This is a genomic window from Streptomyces sp. NPDC025638 (assembly GCF_055558775.1).
Window position 1 is genome coordinate 514,292 of the sequence record NZ_JBVHLX010000004.1, and the last position, 19,158, is coordinate 533,449.

Here is a 19,158-nt window from a genome sequence, read left to right on the forward strand (position 1 = left end):
GCTTGGCGGATGCCGGTCACCGTTCTCCTAGTCGACGACGAACCCCTGGTCCGCGCCGGTCTGCGAGCCGTGCTGGAGGCGCAGCCCGATATCGAGGTGGCCGGCGAGGCGGCCGACGGGGCGGCGGTGATCCCGTTGGTGCGGCAGCTGCGGCCCGATGTGGTCGCCATGGACGTGCGGATGCCGCTGCTGGACGGGATCGAGGCCACGCGCGCGGTGCTGCGCACCGTCGACGATCCGCCGAAGATCCTGGTGGTGACCACGTTCGAGAACGACGAGTACGTGTACGAGGCGCTGCGCGCGGGCGCGGACGGGTTCCTGCTGAAGCGGGCCCGGCCCGCCGAGATCGTGCACGCCGTGCGGCTGGTCGCGGCGGGCGAGTCGCTGCTGTTCCCCGCGTCGGTGCGCCAACTCGCCGCGCAGTACGGCGACGGCGGGGGAAACCGGGCGGCGCGCGCCGTGCTGGAGCGGGCCCGGCTGACCGAGCGGGAGGCCGAGGTGCTGCGGCTGATGACCCGGGGGCTGTCGAACGCGGAGATCGCGGACCGGCTGGTCGTCGGCACCGAGACGGTCAAGTCGCATGTGAGCGCCGTACTGGCGAAGCTCGGCGCCCGGGACCGCACCCAGGCGGTGATCACGGCGTACGAGTCGGGGTTCGTGGCACCCGGCTGATCCGGTGCGCCCGCGCGTTCCGGGCAGCCCGGCACTCGCCCGGCTCCGCCGTGCCGAGTACGATCCGCCCAACACGCGCACGAGCTGGGAGGACGGACGTTGGGGCGGCTGACCGGCGGCGATCCCTCGCTGCTCCGAAGGATCAATTCCGCGGTGGTGCTGCACGCGCTGCGTGCCACGGACTGTGCGACGCTCACCGAGATCACCCGGGTCACCGGACTGTCCCGGCCGACCGTCGAGGGCGTCGTCGAGGGGCTCATCGAGGGCGGTCTCGTCGTCGAGAAGGCCGCCGAGGAGGGCGTCACCCGGCGTCAGGGGCGACCCGCGCGGCGCTTCCGGTTCCGGGCCGAGGCCGGACATCTGCTGGGCCTGGAGATCGGGGCGCACCGCGTCGCCGCGCTCCTGGCCGACCTCGACGGCCGGGTGCTGGGCGCGCAGGCCAAGGAGGTCGACGAGACGGCCGACGCGGACGAGCGCCTGGAGCGGTTGCGGACGGCCGTCGCCGAGCTGCTGCGCCGGGCCGGGGTCGCGCGCGGCTCACTGCGTGCGGTGGGCGTCGGCGCACCGGGGATCGTCGAGGCCGACGGCACCGTGCGGCTCGGCACCGCGCTGCCCCAGTGGACGGGCCTGCGGCTCGGCGAGCGGCTCAGCCGCTCCTTCAAGTGCCCGGTCCTGGTCGAGAACGACGCCAATGCCGCGGCCGTCGCCGAGCACTGGAAGGGTGCCGCGACCGAGTCGGACGACGTCGTGTTCGTCCTGGCGGGACTGAGCCCGGGCGCCGGTTCGCTGATCGGCGGGCGGCTGCACCGCGGGTACGGAGGGGCGGCAGGTGAGATCGGCGCGCTGCATCTGCTGGGCCGGGAGGCGACCCCGGAGACGCTCCTGTCCACCACGGACGAGCCGCTGCACCCGCTGGACGAGCAGGCGGTGGCGGAGGTGTTCGCGCTCGCGCGCGAGGGCGACAAACGGGCCCGCGCGGCCGTCGACCGTTTCATCCAGCGGCTGGTCCACGACGTGGCGGCGCTGGTCCTGGCCCTCGACCCGGAGCTGGTGGTCGTCGGCGGCTGGGCGGCCGGTCTGGACGGCGTGCTGGAGCCACTGCGCCATGAACTGGCCCGCTACTGTCTGCGACCCCCCAGGGTGACGCTCTCCCTCCTGGGCGAGGCGGCCGTGGCCACGGGCGCCCTACGGCTCGCCCTGGACCATGTGGAGGAGCAGCTGTTCGCGGTGGAGGGCACGGTGACCGCACGCCGCTGACTCCGGGCGCGGCGGGCACGGCGTACGGCTGCTGCGGAAAGTCGGGTGCTGCCGCAGATGACGGGAAAAGCACCGCACCCCGGTGGCGTTCCGGGGCGCGGTCGGTGTGTGTCGGGGCTCAGGTGGCGCGGGGTTACGAGGCCTGCCGCTCGGGGCCGTGGTGGATCTCCACGCCGCCGGAGTCGCCGAAGGTCAGCCGGCAGGTGTCCGCGCGGTAGGTGGCGACGGAGAGCGCGGCGGTGCGTCCCTCGGCGAAGAAGCGGGTGGTGACGACGAGGACGGGCGCGCCGGGAAGGCGGTCGAGTTCCTTGGCGTCGTCGGCGCGGGCCGAGCCGAGTTCCACGGAGCGGTCCTGGCCCTCCAGCTCCAGGCGCTGCAGTTCGCGCAGGACGGCACGCGCGCGTGCGGTGCCGTTCGGTGCGTCGATCGCCGACAGGTCGGGCACCGAGGAGGCCGGGATGTAGAGCAGTTCGGCGGCGACCGGCTGGCCGTGGGAGACACGGGAGCGGCGCACGATGTGCACGGGCTCCTCGGGGTCGGTCCCCAGGGCGACGGCGACGGTGGCGGGCGGTGCCGTCCGCGTGCTGTCGGCGGGCTGCCAGGCGTCACCGGCGGCGCCCGGCCAGACGTGCTGTTCGGCGCCGACGGACACGCCGACGCGCGGCGGGGCGACGGTCGTCCCGACGCCGCGGCGGCGCTGCAGCCGGCCTTCCAGCTCAAGCTGTTCGAGGGCCTGGCGGAGCGTGGCGCGGGCGACGCCGAAGCGGGCGGCGAGGTCGCGCTCGTTGGGCAGGATCTCGCCGACCGAGAACTCGGAGTCGAGTGCCTCACTGAGCACGGTCTTGAGGTGCCAGTACTTCGGTTCCGGCACCGATTCCAGCTGCGTGGTCCCCACCCTGTCCTCCGCAATCGCCGTGGTCCGGCGGCGTTTTTGGCGCCCTTGTTTATTAAAGGTTGTTGCACTTATCTGCGACCATAGGGCGGCCCCCACCCTTGGTCAAGACCAATCCTCGATCCCTTACGCAACGCACAGGACCGGCGCCGCGGAGCGTTCATGAGGCGTTCTCACGAGGCCGTGTTCGTGACATCGCGGCAAAGCTCCCGTCGCACGACGGGGGCCTCGGACGGTACGGATCAGCGGGCGGCCAGGGACCGCAGCTTGTCGGGGTTGCGGATGACGTACACCGCGCGGACGACGCCGTCGGCGGCGTCGATCTGCAGCACGCTGTCGGGCTTGTCCCCGGACAGGGCCAGCACCGCGACGCCGCCGTTGACCTCCAGGAGGCGGAAGGACAGCCCGGCTCCGTCCTTGCGCGCGGCGCCGATGACGAACCGGCCCACCTTGTCGGCGGTCTCCAGGATCCGCAGCGGTGCCTTCGCCTTGCCGCCGCTGTCGCCGACCAGGCGGACGTCGGGGGCCAGCAGTGCCATCAGGCCCGCGAGGTCGCCCTCGGCCGCCGCGGCGAGGAACCGCTCCGTCAGGTCCCGGCGCTGGGCCGGGTCGACCTCGTAGCGCGGCCGCCGTTCGTCGACGTGCCGGCGGGCCCGCCCGGCGAGTTGACGCACCGCCGCCTCCCCGCGGTCGAGCATGGCCGCGATGTCGGCGTACGGATAGGCGAACGCCTCCCGCAGCACGAACACGGCGCGCTCCAGCGGGGACAGCGACTCCAGCACGACGAGCACGGCGAGGGAGACGGAATGGGCCAGCACGGCGCGCTCCGCCGTGTCCGGGACGGTGTCGCCGAAGTCGGTGACGTACGGCTCCGGGAGCCACGGGCCGACGTACGCCTCGCCCCGCGCCCGGATCTGACGGAGCCGGTCGATGGCCAGCCGGGTGGTGACGCGCACCAGGTAGCCGCGCGGTTCGCGCACGTCGCCGCGGTCCGCGCCGGACCAGCGCAGCCAGGCGTCCTGGACCACGTCCTCCGCGTCGGCCACCCGCCCGAGCATGCGGTAGGCGACGCCCATGAGAACGGGACGGTGCTCCTCGAAGACGTCGGTCACGGTGTCGGCGCTCACGCCTCCATCCCATCCGACACAACGCGTGCTGTCCAGGCGGAATCGACCCGTCCAGAGCGCGCCCGGACCACAATGATCGGCGGACCGTCGGCGGTCGGCGGACCGGGCACGGGAGGTGGCCGATGCGGTACGCGGTGCTGGGCACGGGCGAGGTGGGCCGCACCCTGGGGGGCAAGCTGGTGCGGTTGGGGCACGAGGTGACCCTGGGCTCGCGCACGAAGGACAATCCGGCCGCTCTGGAGTGGGCGCGGGAGGCGGGCGCCGGGGCGAGTGCCGGGACGTTCGCGGAGGCGGCCGCGGCCGCCGAGGTGATCGTGAACGCCGTGGGCGGCCGGGTGGCGCCGATGGCTCTGGAGGCGGCCGGCGCGGCGAATCTCGACGGCAAGGTGGTCGTCGACGTCTCCAACCCGCTGGCGTTCGAGGAGGGGCAGCTGCGGCTGGACCCGGTCGAGTCGGACAGTGTGGGCGAACGGCTCCAGCGGGCCTTCCCGCACGCGCGCGTGGTGAAGACGCTGAACACCGTCAACTGCCAGGTGATGGTGGATCCGGCGCGGGTGCCGGGTGAGCACCAGATGTTCCTGTGCGGGGAGGATGCCGACGCCAAGGAGCAGGTGACGGCCCTGCTCGGCGAGTTCGGCTGGCCGGCCGAAAGGGTCCTGGACCTGGGCGGTATCCGGGCGGCGCGTTCCCTGGAGATGTATCTGCCGCTGTGGATGAATCTGATGCAGAGCCTCGGCCACGCCGACTTCAACGTGCAGGTCCGTACGGCGCGTTGAGGCCCCTGCCGCGGCGCGACACGCCGCAACTGGGGGCTACCCGCCGGTAGCAATTGCTGACAAGCTGTCTACGGCGTCCATCGGCCAGTCCAGACGAGGAGCACCCCATGTCCGCGACCGTCTCCTTCACGGTCCCCTCCGCGCACGGCCAGCGGCCGGTGACCGTCTCCTACGCGCGCGTGGGGGACGGCGACCCACTGGTCCTGCTGCACGGCATCGGCCACCACCGGCAGGCCTGGGACCCCGTGGTGGACATCCTCGCGACCGAGCGCGATGTGATCGCCGTGGATCTGCCCGGCTTCGGCGCGTCCCCGGCCCTGCCGGACGGCCTCGCCTACGACCTGCCCACCACCAACTCCGTGCTCGCCGCCCTGTTCGAGGCACTGGATCTGGACCGCCCGCACGTGGCGGGCAACTCGCTGGGCGGCCTGCTGGCCCTGGAACTGGGCCGCGAGAAGCTCGTACGGTCGGTCACCGCCCTGTCCCCGGCCGGGTTCTGGTCGGAGGCCGAGCGGCTGTACGCCTTTGGCGTCCTCATCGCGATGCGGCGGATCTCCCAGCAGCTCCCGGTGCCGCTGGTCGAGCGGCTGGCCCGCACGGCGGCCGGCCGGACGGCCCTGACGAGCACCATCTACGCCCGTCCGGCCCGCCGTTCACCCGAGGCCGTGGTCGCCGAGACACTCGCGCTGGCCCAGGCCACCGGATTCGACGCGACGCTGCGGGCCGGCGCCGCCGTCCAGTTCACCGACGACCTCCCGGGGATCCCGGTCACCGTGGGCTGGGGCACCAGGGACTGGCTGCTGGTGCGCCGCCAGGGCGTCCGCGCCAAGCAGGTCATCCCCCGGGCCCGGCTGGTGCGGCTGCCCGGCTGCGGGCACTGCCCGATGAACGACGACCCTGCGCTCGTCGCCCGCGTGATCCTCGACGGCAGCCACTGACCGGCGCCGGACCCCGGTCAAGGTCCCCGAACCCAGGGCGACTCCGGCGCCCACCAGGGCGCTGCCCGCGGCCTGGGCGAGATGGTAGGAGCCGGTTCCGGCGAAGGGCGCGGTGCAGGCGGCCGCCACCGGGATGAGCCCGGAGAAGAGCGTGGCGCGCTCCGCGCCCATCCGCTGCATGCCCATGTACCAGCACACGAAGCCGACGACCGTGACGACCGCCGCCTGCCAGAGCAGCGCGGCGGCCTCGGTGGCGTCGGGGCGCCGCAGCCACCCGTCCCCGTCGAGGACGACGCCGGCGAGGGCCGACTCGGCGGCGGCGACGGCACTCACAATCGCGGACAGCAGCCGCGGTCCCAGCGGCCGCAGCACGGGGACCGCGAGGACCGCGAACCCGACCTCACCGGCCAGGGCGCAGGTGGAGAAGGCGATCCCGGCCGCGTCGGTACGGCCCCACCCCTGCACGGTGAACGCGCCGACGGCGACCAGCAGCGCGCCGTACAGCACGACGCGCTGCGGACGGCGGCCGTCGAGGAGCGGGACGACGACCGCCACCACCACGGGAGCGCAGCCCACGAAGACGCCCGGTACGGCCGGCTCGGCGGTGCGCTCGGCGGCGATGACGGACAGGTTGAAGCCGACCATGCCGACGGCGGCGAGCAGCGCCAGCCGGGCCCATTGGCGGGGTGTGAGCCCGCGCAGGCGCCGCGTCGACCCGCGGCCGGCGAGCGGGAGGAGCAGCAGAGTGGCCAGTCCGTAGCGCAGGCACTGGCCGCCCGCGTACGGGTAGTCGCCGAGCAGGCTGTTGGCGGTGAAGGAGCCTCCGACGAGCACGCAGGCGAACGCGGCGAGCAGGGCGCCGTGACGGGTGGCGTTCATGACGGCGACGCTAGGGAGCGCGGCGGCCCGGTTTAAGGTCCACTTCCATGACGTCATCGGGGACCAATCCGGGCGGGCTGACGGGCACCGCCGCATGGGAACTGCTGCTCCCGGCCGCATCGACGCCGGCACGCGCGCGTGGCCGCGCGCTCCAGGCGGCACTGCGCGAGGCGGTCCGCTCGGGGCGGCTCGCGCCGGGCACCCGGCTGCCGTCGAGCCGGGACCTCGCGGCCGACCTCGGGGTGTCGCGCGGGCTTGTCACCGAGACGTACGAGCAGCTGACGGCCGAGGGCTATCTGCGCAGCGACCGGGGAGCGGGGACGTGGGTGGGCGGCGGTGTGCGTGCGGCCTCGCCCCGCGCGCGTGACCTGGCGCCACGCTCCCCCGGCGCGCGCGCCGACTTCGTCCCCGGGACACCGGACCTGTCGCTGTTCCCGCGCGCCGCCTGGGCCGCGGCGCAGCGGGCGGTGCTGGCGGACCTGCCGCACCACGACCTCGGCTACCCCGACCCGCGCGGACTGCCCCGGCTGCGCACCGCCCTCGCCGAACTGCTGGGCCGTCGCCGGGGCGTGGCCGCCGACCCGGAGCGGATCGTGGTCGTCTCGGGCGTCGCGCAGGCCACGACCCTGCTGGGATTCGTGCTCCACGCGCGCGGGATGCGCACGGTCGGCGTCGAGGACCCGGGGAGCCCGCAGCACGAGGCCCTGTACACCGCGGCCGGCATGGGCACCGTACCGCTGCCCCTGGACGACGAGGGCCTGGCCCTGGGCCCGCTGCGCGCCTCGGGAGTCCGCGCCGTGGTGACGACGCCGGCCCACCAGTTCCCCACCGGGATCGCGTACTCGGCGCGGCGGCGCACCGAGTTGCTCGACTGGGCCCGGGCGGGGGACGGGCTGATCCTGGAGGATGACTACGATGGCGACTTCCGGTACGACCGTGCCCCCGTGGGCGCGCTCCAGGGACTGGACCCGGAGCGGGTCGCCTACACGGGGTCGGTCAGCAAGTCCCTCGCCCCGGGCCTGAGGCTGGGCTGGCTGCTCGTGCCCGAGTGGCTGGCCGACGAGGTGGTCGAGCGCAAGCGGACCATGGATCTCGGGCATCCCTCGCTGGACCAGGCGCTGTTCGCGCGCTTCCTGGAGCACGGCGACTACGACCGGCAGCTGCGCCGCTGTCAGCGCGCCTACCGCGAGCGGCGCGACGTCCTGGTCGCGGCGCTGGAGGAGCACTTCCCGCAGGCCAGGGTCTCGGGGATCGCCGCGGGCCTGCACGCCATCGCCGAACTGCCGCGGCGGTACGGGCCCGAGGAGCGCTTCCTGGAGCGGATGGCCGCCGCCGGTGTCGCGGTGCGTCCGCTCAGCGCGTGCGCACACGCGCGTACGGATGCCTCCGGTGTCCGGCTGGTCCTGGGGTACGCGCATCTGTCGCCGGCGCGGATCAGGGCGGGCGTGCGGCTGATGGCCGAGGCGCTGGCCGGGTGAGGGCCGGGGCCACCGGGGTGACGGCCGGGGCCTCCGGCACCCTCTGAATCCCACACCGGTTCCCTTGCCGATGGGGTCAGTTGTTCATTTGTGGTTTCCGTGTGCGCTGCGGCGCACCAGTAGTTGTGACAGTGCACATCGGCCGGATCCCGTTCAGGAGGCCCTTCCATGTCACATCGTCCGTTCCCCGGCCGCCGCAGCGTCCTGCGCGGCTCCCTGGCCGCGTCGGCGGCCCTGACCCTGCCCACGGCCCTGGGCGCGGCACCGGCATTCGCCCTGTCCGGACGCCCGAAGGCGGGCTGGGGCGTGCAGACGGGCGACGTGACCTCCGACTCCGGTCTGGTGTGGGTGCGTTCGGACCGGCCGGCCCGGATGATCGTGGAGACGTCGGCCACCGACTCGTTCCGCAACCCGCACAGATGGCACGGTCCGCTGCTGGGCCCGGACACCGACTTCACCGGCACCACGCGGCTGCGCGGCCTCCCGTCCGGCGAGCAGATCCACTACCGCGTGCTGCTCGCCGACCCGGACGACCCGCGGCGCACCGGCGAGCCGGTGCCGGGCACCTTCCGCACCGTGTCCGCACACCGGCGCGACGGCGTGCGGTTCCTGTGGTCCGGCGACCTGGCGGGCCAGGGCTGGGGCATCAACCCCGACCTCGGCGGCTACCGGATCTACGACGCGATGGCGAAGCTCGACCCCGACTTCTTCATCTGCAGCGGGGACAACATCTACGCCGACGGGCCGATCTCGGCCACCCAGGCCCTGCCGGACGGCAGCGCCTGGCGGAACATCACCACCGAGGAGAAGTCCAAGGTCGCCGAGACCCTCGCCGAGTACCGCGGCAACTTCCGCTACAACCTGCTCGACGAGAACCTCAGGCGGTTCAACGCGCAGGTCCCCTCGATCATCCAGTGGGACGACCACGAGGTGCGCAACAACTGGTACCCGGGCGAGGTGATCGCCGCCTCGGACACCCGCTACACCGAGAAGAGCATCGACGTCCTGGCCGCCCGCGCCCGGCGGGCGTTCAGCGAGTACTTCCCCGTCTCGACGCTCCGGCCGGGCGCGAAGGACGGCCGGGTGTACCGCGTCCTGCGGCAGGGGCCGCTGCTCGACGTGTTCGTCCTCGACATGCGGACGTACCGCAACGCCAACTCCCCCGACAACCAGACCGTGGACCCGCAGGGCATCCTCGGCCGGGAGCAGCTGGAGTGGCTCGAGCGGGAGCTGTCCCGGTCGCGGGCGGTGTGGAAGGTGATCGCGGCCGACATGCCGCTCGGGCTGGTCGTGCCCGACCCCATGGAGGGCCTGCCGAACATCGAGGCGGTGGCCCAGGGCGACCCCGGCGTGCCGCTGGGCCGTGAGCTGCAGATCGCCGAGCTCCTGCGGTTCATCAAGCACCGGCGGATCACGGGCACGGTGTGGCTGACGGCGGACGTGCACCACACCTCGGCCCAGCACTACCAGCCGTCGCGGGCCGCCTTCACCGACTTCGAGCCGTTCTGGGAGTTCGTCTCGGGTCCGCTGAACGCGGGCGCCTTCCCGGCCAACACCCTCGACAACACCTTCGGTCCGGAGCGGGTGTTCGTGAAGGCGCCGACCGCCTCGAACGTCTCGCCCGCCGGTGGCTACCAGTTCTTCGGCGAGGTCGACATCGACGGCCACAGCGGAGAGCTGACGGTGCGGCTGCGCGAGCAGGACGGCACCGTGCTGTTCACCCAGACGCTTCATCCGGGCCTGGTCGGCCAGTAACTCTCGTACCCTCTCCGTGTGCCGCGCACCGGCGTCATCCCCCGGCGCGCGGCACCGCACCGCCCCTCCCAACTCATCGCCGGGAGGGGCGTTTTCGCAGGTCAGGACCGATTGTCAGTGGTCGCCTCTACGGTTTTTCCCATGACGCGATCTGTACAGGCCGTGGCCTATCGCCAACCCTCCGTGCTGGAATCAGCAGCGGACGGACGACGCCTCGGACTCGAGACCTCCCGGGGCGCGACACCCACCGGTGTCGAGGACCATCCGCGCTTCTTCGCGGGCTTCCTGACCACGCCTCAGGTCGCCGCGGCCGGGCTGCTCGCGGTCGCTGACGTGGCGGCCGCGCGCTACTACCAGCCGCAGCTGCGCGCCTCGCTCGACCCGGTGGTGACCGGCAACGGCGACCGGCTGCGCTTCGAGTCCTTCTCCGGCTGCGGCGGGGTGTACGCGCGCCTGGACATCCTCGGCCCCGGCCTCGACGGCGGCGAGGTGGGCCACGGCACGACCAACGTCGACGTCAACAACCCGCTGCGCGAGGCCCTGTCCCGGATCGGCACGGCCGACCCGCTCCATCTGCGCGTGGGCCCCGAGGAGCTGGCCGTCACCACGCTGGACGGGCCGGTGGTGGAGAAGAAGGTGCCGCTCCCGGACCGCTGGCTGCGCGGATTCGCCGAGGCCCAGGTGATCGCGGCCGGGTTCGACCTGCGGGCCGAGCTGCCGGCCGACGAGGCGGTGCGGTTCCTGCGCGGGCTGCCCCGGGCGGGCGGATCGGGGCGTGCCGCGGGCGGTCCGCGCTGGGTGGTGCCGGTGGGCCGCGGGCTGCGGCCGACCACCCGGCAGGTGCCGGGCGCGGTGTGCCTGCCCGGCCCCGAGCGGCTGGCCGCGCTCCAGCGGGTGCTGCGACACGCGACGGCCCTGCGGGTGTACGGCCCGGCGGTCGCCGGTGCCGGGGCCGGCGCCACCGCGGCCGCCTGGGAGGTGGTCCTGCCGGGCATGCGGCTCACGCTCACGCTGTCGCCCGACGCCTCGCGCGGGTTCTCCGGCGAGGGCGGCGTGCTGGACGCGCTCGCCACCGATGAGGCCGCCGAGGACGCGGAACTGGTCGAGGTGCTGCTGGCCTGGGAGCCCCGCGTCGACGTCGCCGACCTCGCCGACTCCTGCGGGCTCACCCCGGAGCGGGTGCGCGCGGCCCTGGTCCGGCTCGGCACCTCCGGACGCGTCGGCTACGACACGGCGGAGGCGGCCTACTTCCACCGGGAGCTGCCGTACGACGCCGGGCGCGTCGAGCGCCACAATCCGCGGCTGCGTTCGGCCCGGGCGCTGGTGGACGCGGGCGCGGTCGCCCTGGACGGACCGCTGGGGACGGTGACCGCCGAGGACGGCCATGTGCACCGGGTGCGCGACGAGGCCGGGGTGCTCAGCTGCAGCTGTCTGTGGTGGGCGAAGTACCGCGGCGGGCGCGGGCCGTGCAAGCACGCGCTGGCGGTGCGGATGGTGCGGCGGGGTGCCGTGGTGGGGCAGGAGTTCGCGGGAGTCGACGGGGGTGCGCGATGAGTGCGGTGATGACGGCCGTGCGGGCGGGGCGGACGGCCGAGACGCTGCGCCTGCTCAAGGGGATGACGGACGGCGAACGGCGTGCGCTGCTGCCCGAGTTGAAGGCGGTCCGCAAGGAGCTGCGGACCGATCCCTGGGGCAACGCGTCCCGCGACGCCCACCCGGCGCTGCACGCGGCCGGGGCGGTCTGCCACACGGGCGCGGCGGCCGCCGCGAGCTGGCTGTCGGGCGCGGACATGCGCTGGTGGCAGGCGTCGCCCAAGCTGCTGCTGCAGGCGCTGGAGGGCCGTGACGGCGCATGGCTGGCCGATGTGGCGCACCGGCTCGCGCAGCGGCCGGTGTCCGCGGACGTGCCGTACGAGCTGATGTCCGGGCTGGTGCACCGGGCGGGCTGCGACGTCCCGGTGACGGACGCCTATGTGGTCGGCTGGATCCGGCACATCGGCAGCTCCTGGGGGCAGGGCTCGATCATCGACCGGCTGCGCGGGGAGCCGGATCTGGCCCGGCTCGTGTCCGGCCTCTTCGACCTCACGGATCTCAGTGAGGTCCGCTGGCTGTTCGGCGACGGACCGAACTCCTGGCAGAGCGCCCTCGCCGAGCTCACCCGGAAGGGATCGCTGGACCGCACGACCATGGTCGACGCCTGTGTCGCCCGCCTCCTGCGCGGCGGTGGCCCCACCGACCACCGGGTCTTCCTCCCCCTGCTCGAACTGCTCGACCTCACCCGGGAGGAGGAGCGGGAGCGGACCGCCGACTGGATCGCCCTGGCCCGCGACGCCGCCTCCCCCGTCGCCTCCCACGCCCAGTCGGTCCTGGCCTCCCTCGCGCTGGACGGCGAGCTGACCACGCGGCTGCTGGCCGAGGCCTCCGAAGGGCTGCTGTTCCGCGCCGAGAAGAAACTGGTGCGGGCCCAGCTCGTGCTGCTCGGCAAGGTGCTGTCCCGCGATCCGTCCGTGGCGGCCGAGCTGCTTCCCGTCGCGGCCCAGGTGTTCGGGCACGAGGACACCCAGGTGCAGGAGCGGGCGCTCAAACTGGTCGAGCGCCACGCAAAGAGGCTCGACTCCGACGCCCTTCGAGACGAACTGGCGCTCGCGGTGGAGCAGTTGACGCCCTCCCTGCGCGCCCGCGCGGTGGCCGGCCTGGGCCTCACGGGCGTGGACCCGGCACCGGCGGTGTACGAGGAGGTGCTGCCGCCCGCTCCGGAGCCGGTGCGCCTCGCGGCGGCACCCGGGACGGCGGTCGAACTGGCCGAAGAGGTGAGCGCCCTGCTGGCCGCCGGCGGTGATGTGGCCGCGTTCGAGCGGGCCCTGGACGGCCTGGTGCGCCAGGCCCACCAGAACCTCGACGCCCTGCTCGACGCGCTCGAACCGGTGATCGTCCGACGCCACTGGCACACCGCGGAACCGGGCCAGTGGCGGCATGCGGACTCGTACTTCAACCCGCACAACGACCTGCACAGCGCCCAGGACGCTCTCGACCTCCTCCTCGCGACGCTGCGCGGTGGGGTGAAGACCAGCACGCTCCACCGTGCGCTGCGGAACGGCTCGAACGGCGCCGGCTGCGTACACGGTGGCCTCTCCCAGGCGTTCGACGCCCGGCTGCGGGAGGTGGCGTACCGGCTCCGCACCGACCCGCTGCCGTTGCTGCTGTCGACGCCCACCTGGAGCACGGGACTCCTGGAGCCGGACGAGCTGGTGGACCGCCTCGGCACCTACCGGCGCCTGGGCGCCCGCGTCTCGGCGGCCGACTTCGCGCAGGCCCTCCTGCGGGTGCGGCGCACGGACCGGACGGCGGCCGCCGCGGCGGCACAGCGGGCGGCGGCGCTCGGCACGGCGGAGGGAGACCGGCTCGCCCGTTGGCTGGCCGCAAAGGGCCCCACCCTGCCCCGGGCCGGCCGGGAGACCTCGGCGACGCGGATCGTGGTCGAGCTCGGCGAACTGCGGGAACTGCAGGAGGACTTCCCCGCGGAATTCCAGCGGCTCGGGCGTCCGCTGGCCGCCTACGGGGCCCACTGGCACTGCTCCCACTGGAACGACGAGCTGCGGCAGCACTGGCTGGCCGCGCTCCCGGAGCAGCGCGAACTGGTGGCGGCACGGATGGTGCACGACCTCTCCAGGGCGGCCGTGAACGACACCCGGGGCCCCGTCGGCGTCCTCCCGCTGCTGGCCGAGTCCGGTGGTGAGGCGGGCGAGAGCGTGCACCTGTGCGTGGCGTACGGACTGGGCGCCCGGCAGGCGGAGGACCGGCTCGCCGCGGTGGACGCGCTGCTGGTGCTCGCCGCGCGCGGCCAGCTCGACGTACAGCGGCTGGGGACGGATCTCGGCCTGCTGGTGCAGAACGGCACGGTGAAGCCGCTCCGACTCGCCGAGTCGGCCCGGACTGCGGCGGCCACGGGGGCGAACGCGACGATATGGGAGATGCTCCGCCACACCCTGCCCGTGCTGCTCGCGGACCTGGAGACCGCGTCGGCCCGTGGGCTCGGGGACCTGCTGGCCGTGGCCGCCGAGTGCGCCGAGCGGTCCGGGGCGCGCGGCGAGCTGCCGCACCTCGCCGAGACGGCTGCCCGGCGTGGTTCGTCCCGGCTGGTTACCCAGGCCCGGCGACTGCAGGACGCCCTGGCCGCGCCCGCCCGGCAATAGACCGCTCCCGCCCAGTAATAGAAAGAACAACAAAAGGGGCAGAAGCATGCTTTACCCATCGGTCACAAGTCGTTCGTGATCACGCAACACCGTTCCTTCACAGTGGCTGCATGAATCGAGGAATGTCTGATGTGACACGGACGAAGCACGGGCGTCCCGTGCACCACTGGCGACGGGACGTCGTCGAACTCGCCGCCCTGTTCACGGCCGTCGCGGTGGCGGACGTGGTGGCGAACCTGATCGGGCACGGCCCCGACGGCCCCGCGCTGCTGCTGATCTCGGCGGTGGCGCTGGCCGCGACGGCGGGGTTCCACATCTGGTGGTCACGGCGCCACGGTCACGCACCGCCGACGAGCGATACCGGTGCCCGGCCGATCACCCAGGCCGGGCCGTCCGACGAGCGCGCGGCGACGCCCCGGGCGGTGGCCGGGCCGAGCACGCTGTGGCGGATGCGGACGACGGTGAAGGACGAGCCGGGCTCGCTGGCCGCGCTGTGCACGGCTCTCGCCGGGCTGCGGGTCGACATCCTGAGCCTGCAGACGCATCCGCTGGCCGAGGGCACGGTGGACGAGTTCCTGCTGCGCGCCCCGGGTGAGCTCCCGGCTGCCGAGATCAGCCGTGCGCTCTCGCGGGCGGGCGGCACGACCACCTGGATCGAGCGGGCCGACGCGCACGACCTGGTGGACGCGCCGACCCGGGTCCTGGGCCTCGCGGCGCGCACCGCGCTGGACGCGGCGGAACTTCCGCTGGCGCTGCGGCAGTTGCTGGGACGGTGCACCATCCGTTCGCTGCCCGCCACGCCGGTCGGCGGCCGCCGGGCACCGGAGGAGGTGCCGGCCGAGGGAGCACTTGAGGACACCGTGATGCGGTTGCGGGCGCCGGAAGGCGGAGTGATCACCGTGGAGCGGCCGTATCTGCCGTTCACGCCGACCGAGTTCGCGCGGGCGCGGGCGCTGGTGGAGCTGGACGCCCGGCTCGGCCCGCGCATCCCGCGCAGCCAGGACGTGCTGACGCTGCCCGAGGGCAACGCGATCACCGTGCGCCGGGCCGACACGCGGGACGTCGAGGCGGCGAAGGCGATGCACGAGCGGTGCTCGGCGCGGACGCTCGGCATGCGTTACCACGGGCCGATCGGTGACGCGTACCGCTATCTGAACCACCTGCTGAGCCCGCGTTTCGGGCGCACGCTGGCCGTGCAGACGACGTCGGGCCGCATCGTCGGCCTCGGTCATCTGCTGTGGGACGGCGACGAGACGGAGGTCGCGCTGCTCGTCGAGGACGAGTGGCAGCAGCGCGGCATCGGCGGCGAACTGCTGGGCCGTCTGGTGGCGATGGCGGTCGAGGCCGGCTGCGCGAGCGTGTATGCCGTGACGCAGGCGTCCAACACCGGCATGGTCACCGCCATGCGCGGTCTGGGGCTGCCCCTCGACTACCAGATCGAGGAGGGCACGCTGGTCATCACGGCCCGCCTGGACGCCGCCCCGGTCACCTCGCTGCTGTCGTACGACGGCAGGCAGGGGCAGTTCGGCGGGCCGGCCAGCCGGGACTGAGAGGGACAGGACCGAGCGTCCGCTCGGCGAACGGCGAGCGGCCCGGCGGAACCCCGCCGGGCCGTTCACCCGTCGACCTGCCCCGTGCCAGGCCTCAGCTCACCGCCGCCTGAAGCTCCGCCGTCGACGACACCTCGCCGTGCTCGCCCAGCGCGGCGTCCAGATCCGCCCACAGATCCTCGACGTCCTCCAGTCCCACGGACATCCGCAGCAGCCGGTCACTCACTCCGGCTCCGCGCCGGTCCTCCGCGTCCACGATGCGGTGGCTGATGGACGCCGGGTGCTGGATGAGGGTGTCGACGCTGCCCAGGCTCACGGCCGGGGTGATCAGCCCGACCCGGGCGATGACCTCGTGCGGGTCACCCTGGACCTCGAAGGCGATCATCGCGCCGCCGATCCGCGGATAGTGGACGCGCGCGACACGCGGGTCGGCGGCGAGGCGCCGGGCCAGTTCGGCGGCGCTCGCGGAGGCGGCCCGCACCCGCACCGGCAGCGTGGACAGTCCCCGCAGCAGCAGATAGCCGGCCAGCGGATGCAGCACGCCGCCCGTGGCGAACCGTGTCTGCCGCAGCTGTCGCGCGAACTCCTCGTCGCAGGCCACCACGCCCGCGAGCACGTCGCCGTGCCCGCCGAGGTACTTGGTGGCGCTGTGCAGCACGAGCCGGGCGCCCTGCTCGGCCGGGCGCTGGAGCACGGGTGTGGCGAAGGTGTTGTCGGCGAGCAGCGGCACGGAGCCGCAGGAGTGGGCGACCGCCCGCAGATCGACCTCGGCCAGCGTCGGATTCGCCGGGGTCTCGACCATGACGAGGCCGGTGTCCGGGCGCAGCGCGTCCGCGATCCCGGCGGGATCGGTCCAGGTCACCTCTGTGCCCAGCAGTCCGGCGGTCAGCAGGTGGTCGCTGCAGCCGTACAGGGGGCGGACCGCAACGACGTGGCGCAGGCCCGTCGCGGAGCGGGCGAGGAGGACCGCGCTCAGCGCCGCCATCCCGCTGGCGAACGCGACCGCGGACTCGGTGCCCTCCAGCCGGGCCAGCGCGGTCTCGAAGCGGGCCACGGTCGGATTGCCCAGCCGCCCGTACACCGGCGTGCCGTCCAGGGCGGCGCCGGTGGCGGCAAAGGCGTCGATGCGGGCGGCCTCGCCCCGGCTGTCGTACGAGGGGTAGGTGGTGGACAGGTCGATGGGCGGGGCGTGCAGGCCCTGCCGGGCGAGGTCGTCGCGTCCGGCGTGCACGGCCTCGGTGGCCAGTGCTCTCGATGCGGTGCGTACGGCGTCGTAGGCACCCGTGCTCGCTGAGTCCATGGGCTGAGGGTGAACACAGAGCGGGTCACAAGAATCGAACACCGTGCTACGTTCGGCCAATGGCCGAATCTGTCGTACTGGATCCGGTGGACCTCCATCTGCTGCGCCTGCTGCAGAACGACGCCCGGATCACCTATCGCGACCTCGCCACCCAGGTGGGCGTGGCGCCGTCGACGTGTCTGGACCGGGTCGCCCGGCTGCGCCGCTCGGGCGTGATCCTCGGGCATCAGCTCCGGCTCGATCCGGCCAAACTGGGGCGCGGCCTGGAAGCGCTGCTCTCGGTGCAGGTGCGGCCGCACCGCCGGGAGCTGGTGGGCCCCTTCGTGGAGCGGATCCGGGCGCTGCCGGAGTCACGGACGGTGTTCCACCTCACCGGGCCCGACGACTACCTCGTGCACGTGGCGGTGGCGGACATGGCGGACCTGCAGCGGCTGGTCCTCGACGACTTCACGGCCCACCGCGAAGTGGCACGTGTGGAGACCCGGTTGATCTTCCAGCAGTGGGAGTGCGGCCCCCTGCTGCCCCCGGCCACGCCCACAGCTGAATCAGGAATACATGGGTGACGCAGACATCGTCGCCGTATGAGGATGGGCGGCATGTCTGAGACCAAGAGCCCGCTGCCCCGTGAAGTCGCCGACGCCTACGTCGACGAGCTCGTCGCCCTCGACCCGATCACCGGCACGTACCTCGGCGTGAAGGAGAGTGCGAGCAGGCTGCCCGACTTCTCTCCCGCGGGCCAGCAGGCCCTGGCGGAACTGGCGCGGACCACCCTCGCGAAGCTGGACGAGGCCGAGCGGCAGCCCGGGGCGGACAGTGACGTGGAGCGCCGCTGCGGGCGTCTGCTGCGCGAGCGGCTCACCGCCGAGCTCGCGGTGCACGAGGCCGAGGAGGGCCTGCGCGCGATCGGCAACCTGCACACGCCCGGACACGCGGTGCGCGACGTGTTCACCGTGATGCCGGCGCAGACGGACGAGGACTGGTCGGCGATCGCCGAGCGGCTGCGCGCGGTCCCGGCCGCGCTGGCCGGCTATCGCGAGTCCCTGGCGCTCGGTCTGGAGCGGAAGCTGTACGCGGCTCCGCGTCCGACCACCACCCACGTCGACCAGCTCACGGAGTGGTCGGACACCGACGGCCAGGGGCGCGGCTGGTTCGAGGACTTCGTCTCGGCCGGGCCGCAGGCGCTGCGCGCGGAGCTGGACGAGGCCGCCCACGGGGCGACCGCGGCCGTCGTGGAGCTGCGCGACTGGCTGCGGGACGTCTACGCGCCGGCCATCGAGGGCTCTGCGAACACGGTGGGCCGCGAGCGGTACGCGCGCTGGTCGCGTTACTTCAACGGCACGGACCTGGACCTGGACGAGGCGTACGCGTACGGCTGGTCGGAGTTCCACCGCATCCTCGGCGAGATGAAGCAGGAGGCCGAGAAGATCCTGCCGGGTGCCGAAACGCCGTGGGTGGCGCTCGCGCACCTCGACGAGCACGGTACGCACATCGAGGGAGTCGACGAGGTCCGTGAGTGGCTGCAGGGCCTGATGGACCGCGCGATCGCCGACCTGGACGGCACGCACTTCGAACTCGCCGAGCGGGTGCGGAAGGTGGAGGCCCGCATTGCACCGCCCGGCGGCGCGGCGGCCCCGTACTACACGGCCCCCTCGGAGGACTTCTCGCGCCCCGGCCGCACCTGGCTGCCGACGATGGGCCAGACCCGGTTCCCGGCGTACGACCTGGTGTCGACCTGGTACCACGAGGGCGTGCCCGGTCATCACCTCCAGCTGGCGCAGTGGGCGCACGTGGCCAAGGACCTCTCCCGCTACCAGGCCACGATCGGCGGGGTGAGCGCCAACGCGGAGGGCTGGGCGCTGTACGCGGAGCGTCTGATGGACGAACTGGGCTATCTCACGGACCCGGAGCACCGCCTCGGCTACCTCGACGCGCAGATGATGCGCGCGGCCCGCGTGATCGTCGACATCGGCATGCACCTGGAGCTGGAGATCCCGGCGGACTCGCCGTTCCACCCGGGTGAGGGCTGGACGCCGGAGCTCGCCCAGGAGTTCTTCGGCGCGCACAGCAGCCGCCCGGCGGACTTCGTGGAGAGCGAGCTGACCCGCTATCTGACCATCCCGGGCCAGGCGATCGGCTACAAGCTCGGCGAGCGGGCCTGGCTGCTGGGCCGGGAGAACGCGCGCGAGCGGCACGGCGACGCCTTCGACCTGAAGGCCTGGCACATGGCGGCCCTCTCCCAGGGTTCGCTGGGCCTGGACGACCTGGTGGACGAGCTGTCCCAGCTCTGAGCGAGCGCGTGACCGGCGGCACCCGCGTGGGCGCCGCCGGTCACCGGCCGCCG

The 19,158-nt window shown here is 73.6% G+C and carries 14 protein-coding genes and 1 pseudogene; 11 read left to right on the forward strand and 4 right to left on the reverse strand.

Features of this window, described 5'->3' with window-relative positions; translation table 11 throughout:
* Positions 1–9: 9 nt before the first annotated feature.
* Positions 10–672: a response regulator transcription factor gene (locus tag ACZ4EG_RS13375; RefSeq protein ID WP_263206198.1), complete on the forward strand. Its 663-nt coding sequence runs from the start codon at positions 10–12 to the stop codon at positions 670–672.
* A gap of 99 nt (positions 673–771) precedes the next feature.
* Positions 772–1,929: an ROK family transcriptional regulator gene (locus tag ACZ4EG_RS13380; protein WP_453553859.1), complete on the forward strand. Its 1,158-nt coding sequence runs from the start codon at positions 772–774 to the stop codon at positions 1,927–1,929.
* Between the two features lie 133 nt (positions 1,930–2,062).
* On the opposite strand, the gene ACZ4EG_RS13385 is transcribed toward ACZ4EG_RS13380, so the two are convergent.
* The gene (locus ACZ4EG_RS13385) at positions 2,063–2,824 is read right to left on the reverse strand and encodes a GntR family transcriptional regulator (protein WP_467790722.1); all 762 of its coding nucleotides are present in this window, start codon (positions 2,822–2,824) and stop codon (positions 2,063–2,065) included.
* 239 nt (positions 2,825–3,063) lie between these two features.
* Positions 3,064–3,948, reverse strand: a complete 885-nt coding sequence (locus ACZ4EG_RS13390) for an RNA polymerase sigma-70 factor (protein ID WP_467790723.1) — start codon at positions 3,946–3,948, stop codon at positions 3,064–3,066.
* Between the two features lie 122 nt (positions 3,949–4,070).
* Between ACZ4EG_RS13390 and ACZ4EG_RS13395 the strand changes: the two genes are divergently transcribed.
* Together ACZ4EG_RS13395 and ACZ4EG_RS13400 are read left to right on the forward strand one after the other, a co-directional pair.
* Positions 4,071–4,724: an NADPH-dependent F420 reductase gene (locus tag ACZ4EG_RS13395; RefSeq protein WP_467790724.1), complete on the forward strand. Its 654-nt coding sequence runs from the start codon at positions 4,071–4,073 to the stop codon at positions 4,722–4,724.
* Between the two features lie 107 nt (positions 4,725–4,831).
* Positions 4,832–5,662 carry an alpha/beta fold hydrolase gene (locus ACZ4EG_RS13400; RefSeq protein ID WP_453553867.1) on the forward strand — a complete coding sequence of 277 codons (831 nt, stop codon included), beginning with the start codon at positions 4,832–4,834 and terminating at the stop codon, positions 5,660–5,662.
* 477 nt (positions 5,663–6,139) lie between these two features.
* On the opposite strand, the pseudogene ACZ4EG_RS13405 reads toward ACZ4EG_RS13400, so the two are convergent.
* Positions 6,140–6,661: pseudogene (locus tag ACZ4EG_RS13405) on the reverse strand (EamA family transporter); the annotation flags it as partial.
* Between ACZ4EG_RS13405 and pdxR the strand changes: the two are divergent.
* The 5 genes from pdxR to ACZ4EG_RS13430 all read left to right on the forward strand — a co-directional run bounded on the left by pdxR (position 6,589) and on the right by ACZ4EG_RS13430 (position 15,517).
* The gene (pdxR, locus tag ACZ4EG_RS13410; protein ID WP_467790725.1) at positions 6,589–8,019 is read left to right on the forward strand and encodes a MocR-like pyridoxine biosynthesis transcription factor PdxR; all 1,431 of its coding nucleotides are present in this window, start codon (positions 6,589–6,591) and stop codon (positions 8,017–8,019) included. The pseudogene ACZ4EG_RS13405 and the gene pdxR sit on opposite strands and share 73 nt — an antisense overlap.
* Before the next feature lie 168 nt (positions 8,020–8,187).
* Positions 8,188–9,774, forward strand: coding sequence for an alkaline phosphatase D family protein (locus ACZ4EG_RS13415; protein ID WP_467790726.1), 1,587 nt, complete (start codon positions 8,188–8,190; stop codon positions 9,772–9,774).
* Between the two features lie 141 nt (positions 9,775–9,915).
* Positions 9,916–11,328 carry an SWIM zinc finger family protein gene (locus ACZ4EG_RS13420; RefSeq protein WP_467790727.1) on the forward strand — a complete coding sequence of 471 codons (1,413 nt, stop codon included), beginning with the start codon at positions 9,916–9,918 and terminating at the stop codon, positions 11,326–11,328.
* A complete protein-coding gene (locus ACZ4EG_RS13425) occupies positions 11,325–13,967 on the forward strand; it encodes a DUF7824 domain-containing protein (RefSeq protein WP_467790728.1) in 2,643 nt (880 codons plus the stop codon). The genes ACZ4EG_RS13420 and ACZ4EG_RS13425 overlap by 4 nt, the downstream gene beginning before the upstream one ends.
* Before the next feature lie 122 nt (positions 13,968–14,089).
* Positions 14,090–15,517 carry a GNAT family N-acetyltransferase gene (locus ACZ4EG_RS13430; RefSeq protein ID WP_467790729.1) on the forward strand — a complete coding sequence of 476 codons (1,428 nt, stop codon included), beginning with the start codon at positions 14,090–14,092 and terminating at the stop codon, positions 15,515–15,517.
* A gap of 94 nt (positions 15,518–15,611) precedes the next feature.
* On the opposite strand, the gene ACZ4EG_RS13435 is transcribed toward ACZ4EG_RS13430, so the two are convergent.
* Complete coding sequence (locus tag ACZ4EG_RS13435; protein ID WP_467790730.1) at positions 15,612–16,817, reverse strand: trans-sulfuration enzyme family protein; 1,206 nt, start codon at positions 16,815–16,817, stop codon at positions 15,612–15,614.
* A gap of 59 nt (positions 16,818–16,876) precedes the next feature.
* Between ACZ4EG_RS13435 and ACZ4EG_RS13440 the strand changes: the two genes are divergently transcribed.
* Together ACZ4EG_RS13440 and ACZ4EG_RS13445 are read left to right on the forward strand one after the other, a co-directional pair.
* On the forward strand, positions 16,877–17,380 hold the full coding sequence (locus ACZ4EG_RS13440) for an Lrp/AsnC family transcriptional regulator (protein WP_467790731.1): 504 nt from the start codon (positions 16,877–16,879) through the stop codon (positions 17,378–17,380).
* 33 nt (positions 17,381–17,413) lie between these two features.
* A complete protein-coding gene (locus ACZ4EG_RS13445; protein WP_467790732.1) occupies positions 17,414–19,105 on the forward strand; it encodes a DUF885 domain-containing protein in 1,692 nt (563 codons plus the stop codon).
* Positions 19,106–19,158 lie beyond the last annotated feature (53 nt).

What these genes read in the sequence shown, in the direction of transcription:
- ACZ4EG_RS13435 (WP_467790730.1), bottom strand. Translation starts at nt 16,817, where the DNA reads ATGGACTCAGCGAGCACGGGTGCCTACGACGCCGTACGCACCGCATCG.
- ACZ4EG_RS13445 (WP_467790732.1), top strand. Translation starts at nt 17,414, where the DNA reads ATGTCTGAGACCAAGAGCCCGCTGCCCCGTGAAGTCGCCGACGCCTAC.
- ACZ4EG_RS13375 (WP_263206198.1), top strand. Translation starts at nt 10, where the DNA reads ATGCCGGTCACCGTTCTCCTAGTCGACGACGAACCCCTGGTCCGCGCC.
- ACZ4EG_RS13395 (WP_467790724.1), top strand. Translation starts at nt 4,071, where the DNA reads ATGCGGTACGCGGTGCTGGGCACGGGCGAGGTGGGCCGCACCCTGGGG.
- ACZ4EG_RS13430 (WP_467790729.1), top strand. Translation starts at nt 14,090, where the DNA reads ATGTCTGATGTGACACGGACGAAGCACGGGCGTCCCGTGCACCACTGG.
- ACZ4EG_RS13415 (WP_467790726.1), top strand. Translation starts at nt 8,188, where the DNA reads ATGTCACATCGTCCGTTCCCCGGCCGCCGCAGCGTCCTGCGCGGCTCC.
- ACZ4EG_RS13400 (WP_453553867.1), top strand. Translation starts at nt 4,832, where the DNA reads ATGTCCGCGACCGTCTCCTTCACGGTCCCCTCCGCGCACGGCCAGCGG.
- ACZ4EG_RS13420 (WP_467790727.1), top strand. Translation starts at nt 9,916, where the DNA reads ATGACGCGATCTGTACAGGCCGTGGCCTATCGCCAACCCTCCGTGCTG.
- pdxR (WP_467790725.1), top strand. Translation starts at nt 6,589, where the DNA reads ATGACGTCATCGGGGACCAATCCGGGCGGGCTGACGGGCACCGCCGCA.
- ACZ4EG_RS13440 (WP_467790731.1), top strand. Translation starts at nt 16,877, where the DNA reads ATGGCCGAATCTGTCGTACTGGATCCGGTGGACCTCCATCTGCTGCGC.
- ACZ4EG_RS13425 (WP_467790728.1), top strand. Translation starts at nt 11,325, where the DNA reads ATGAGTGCGGTGATGACGGCCGTGCGGGCGGGGCGGACGGCCGAGACG.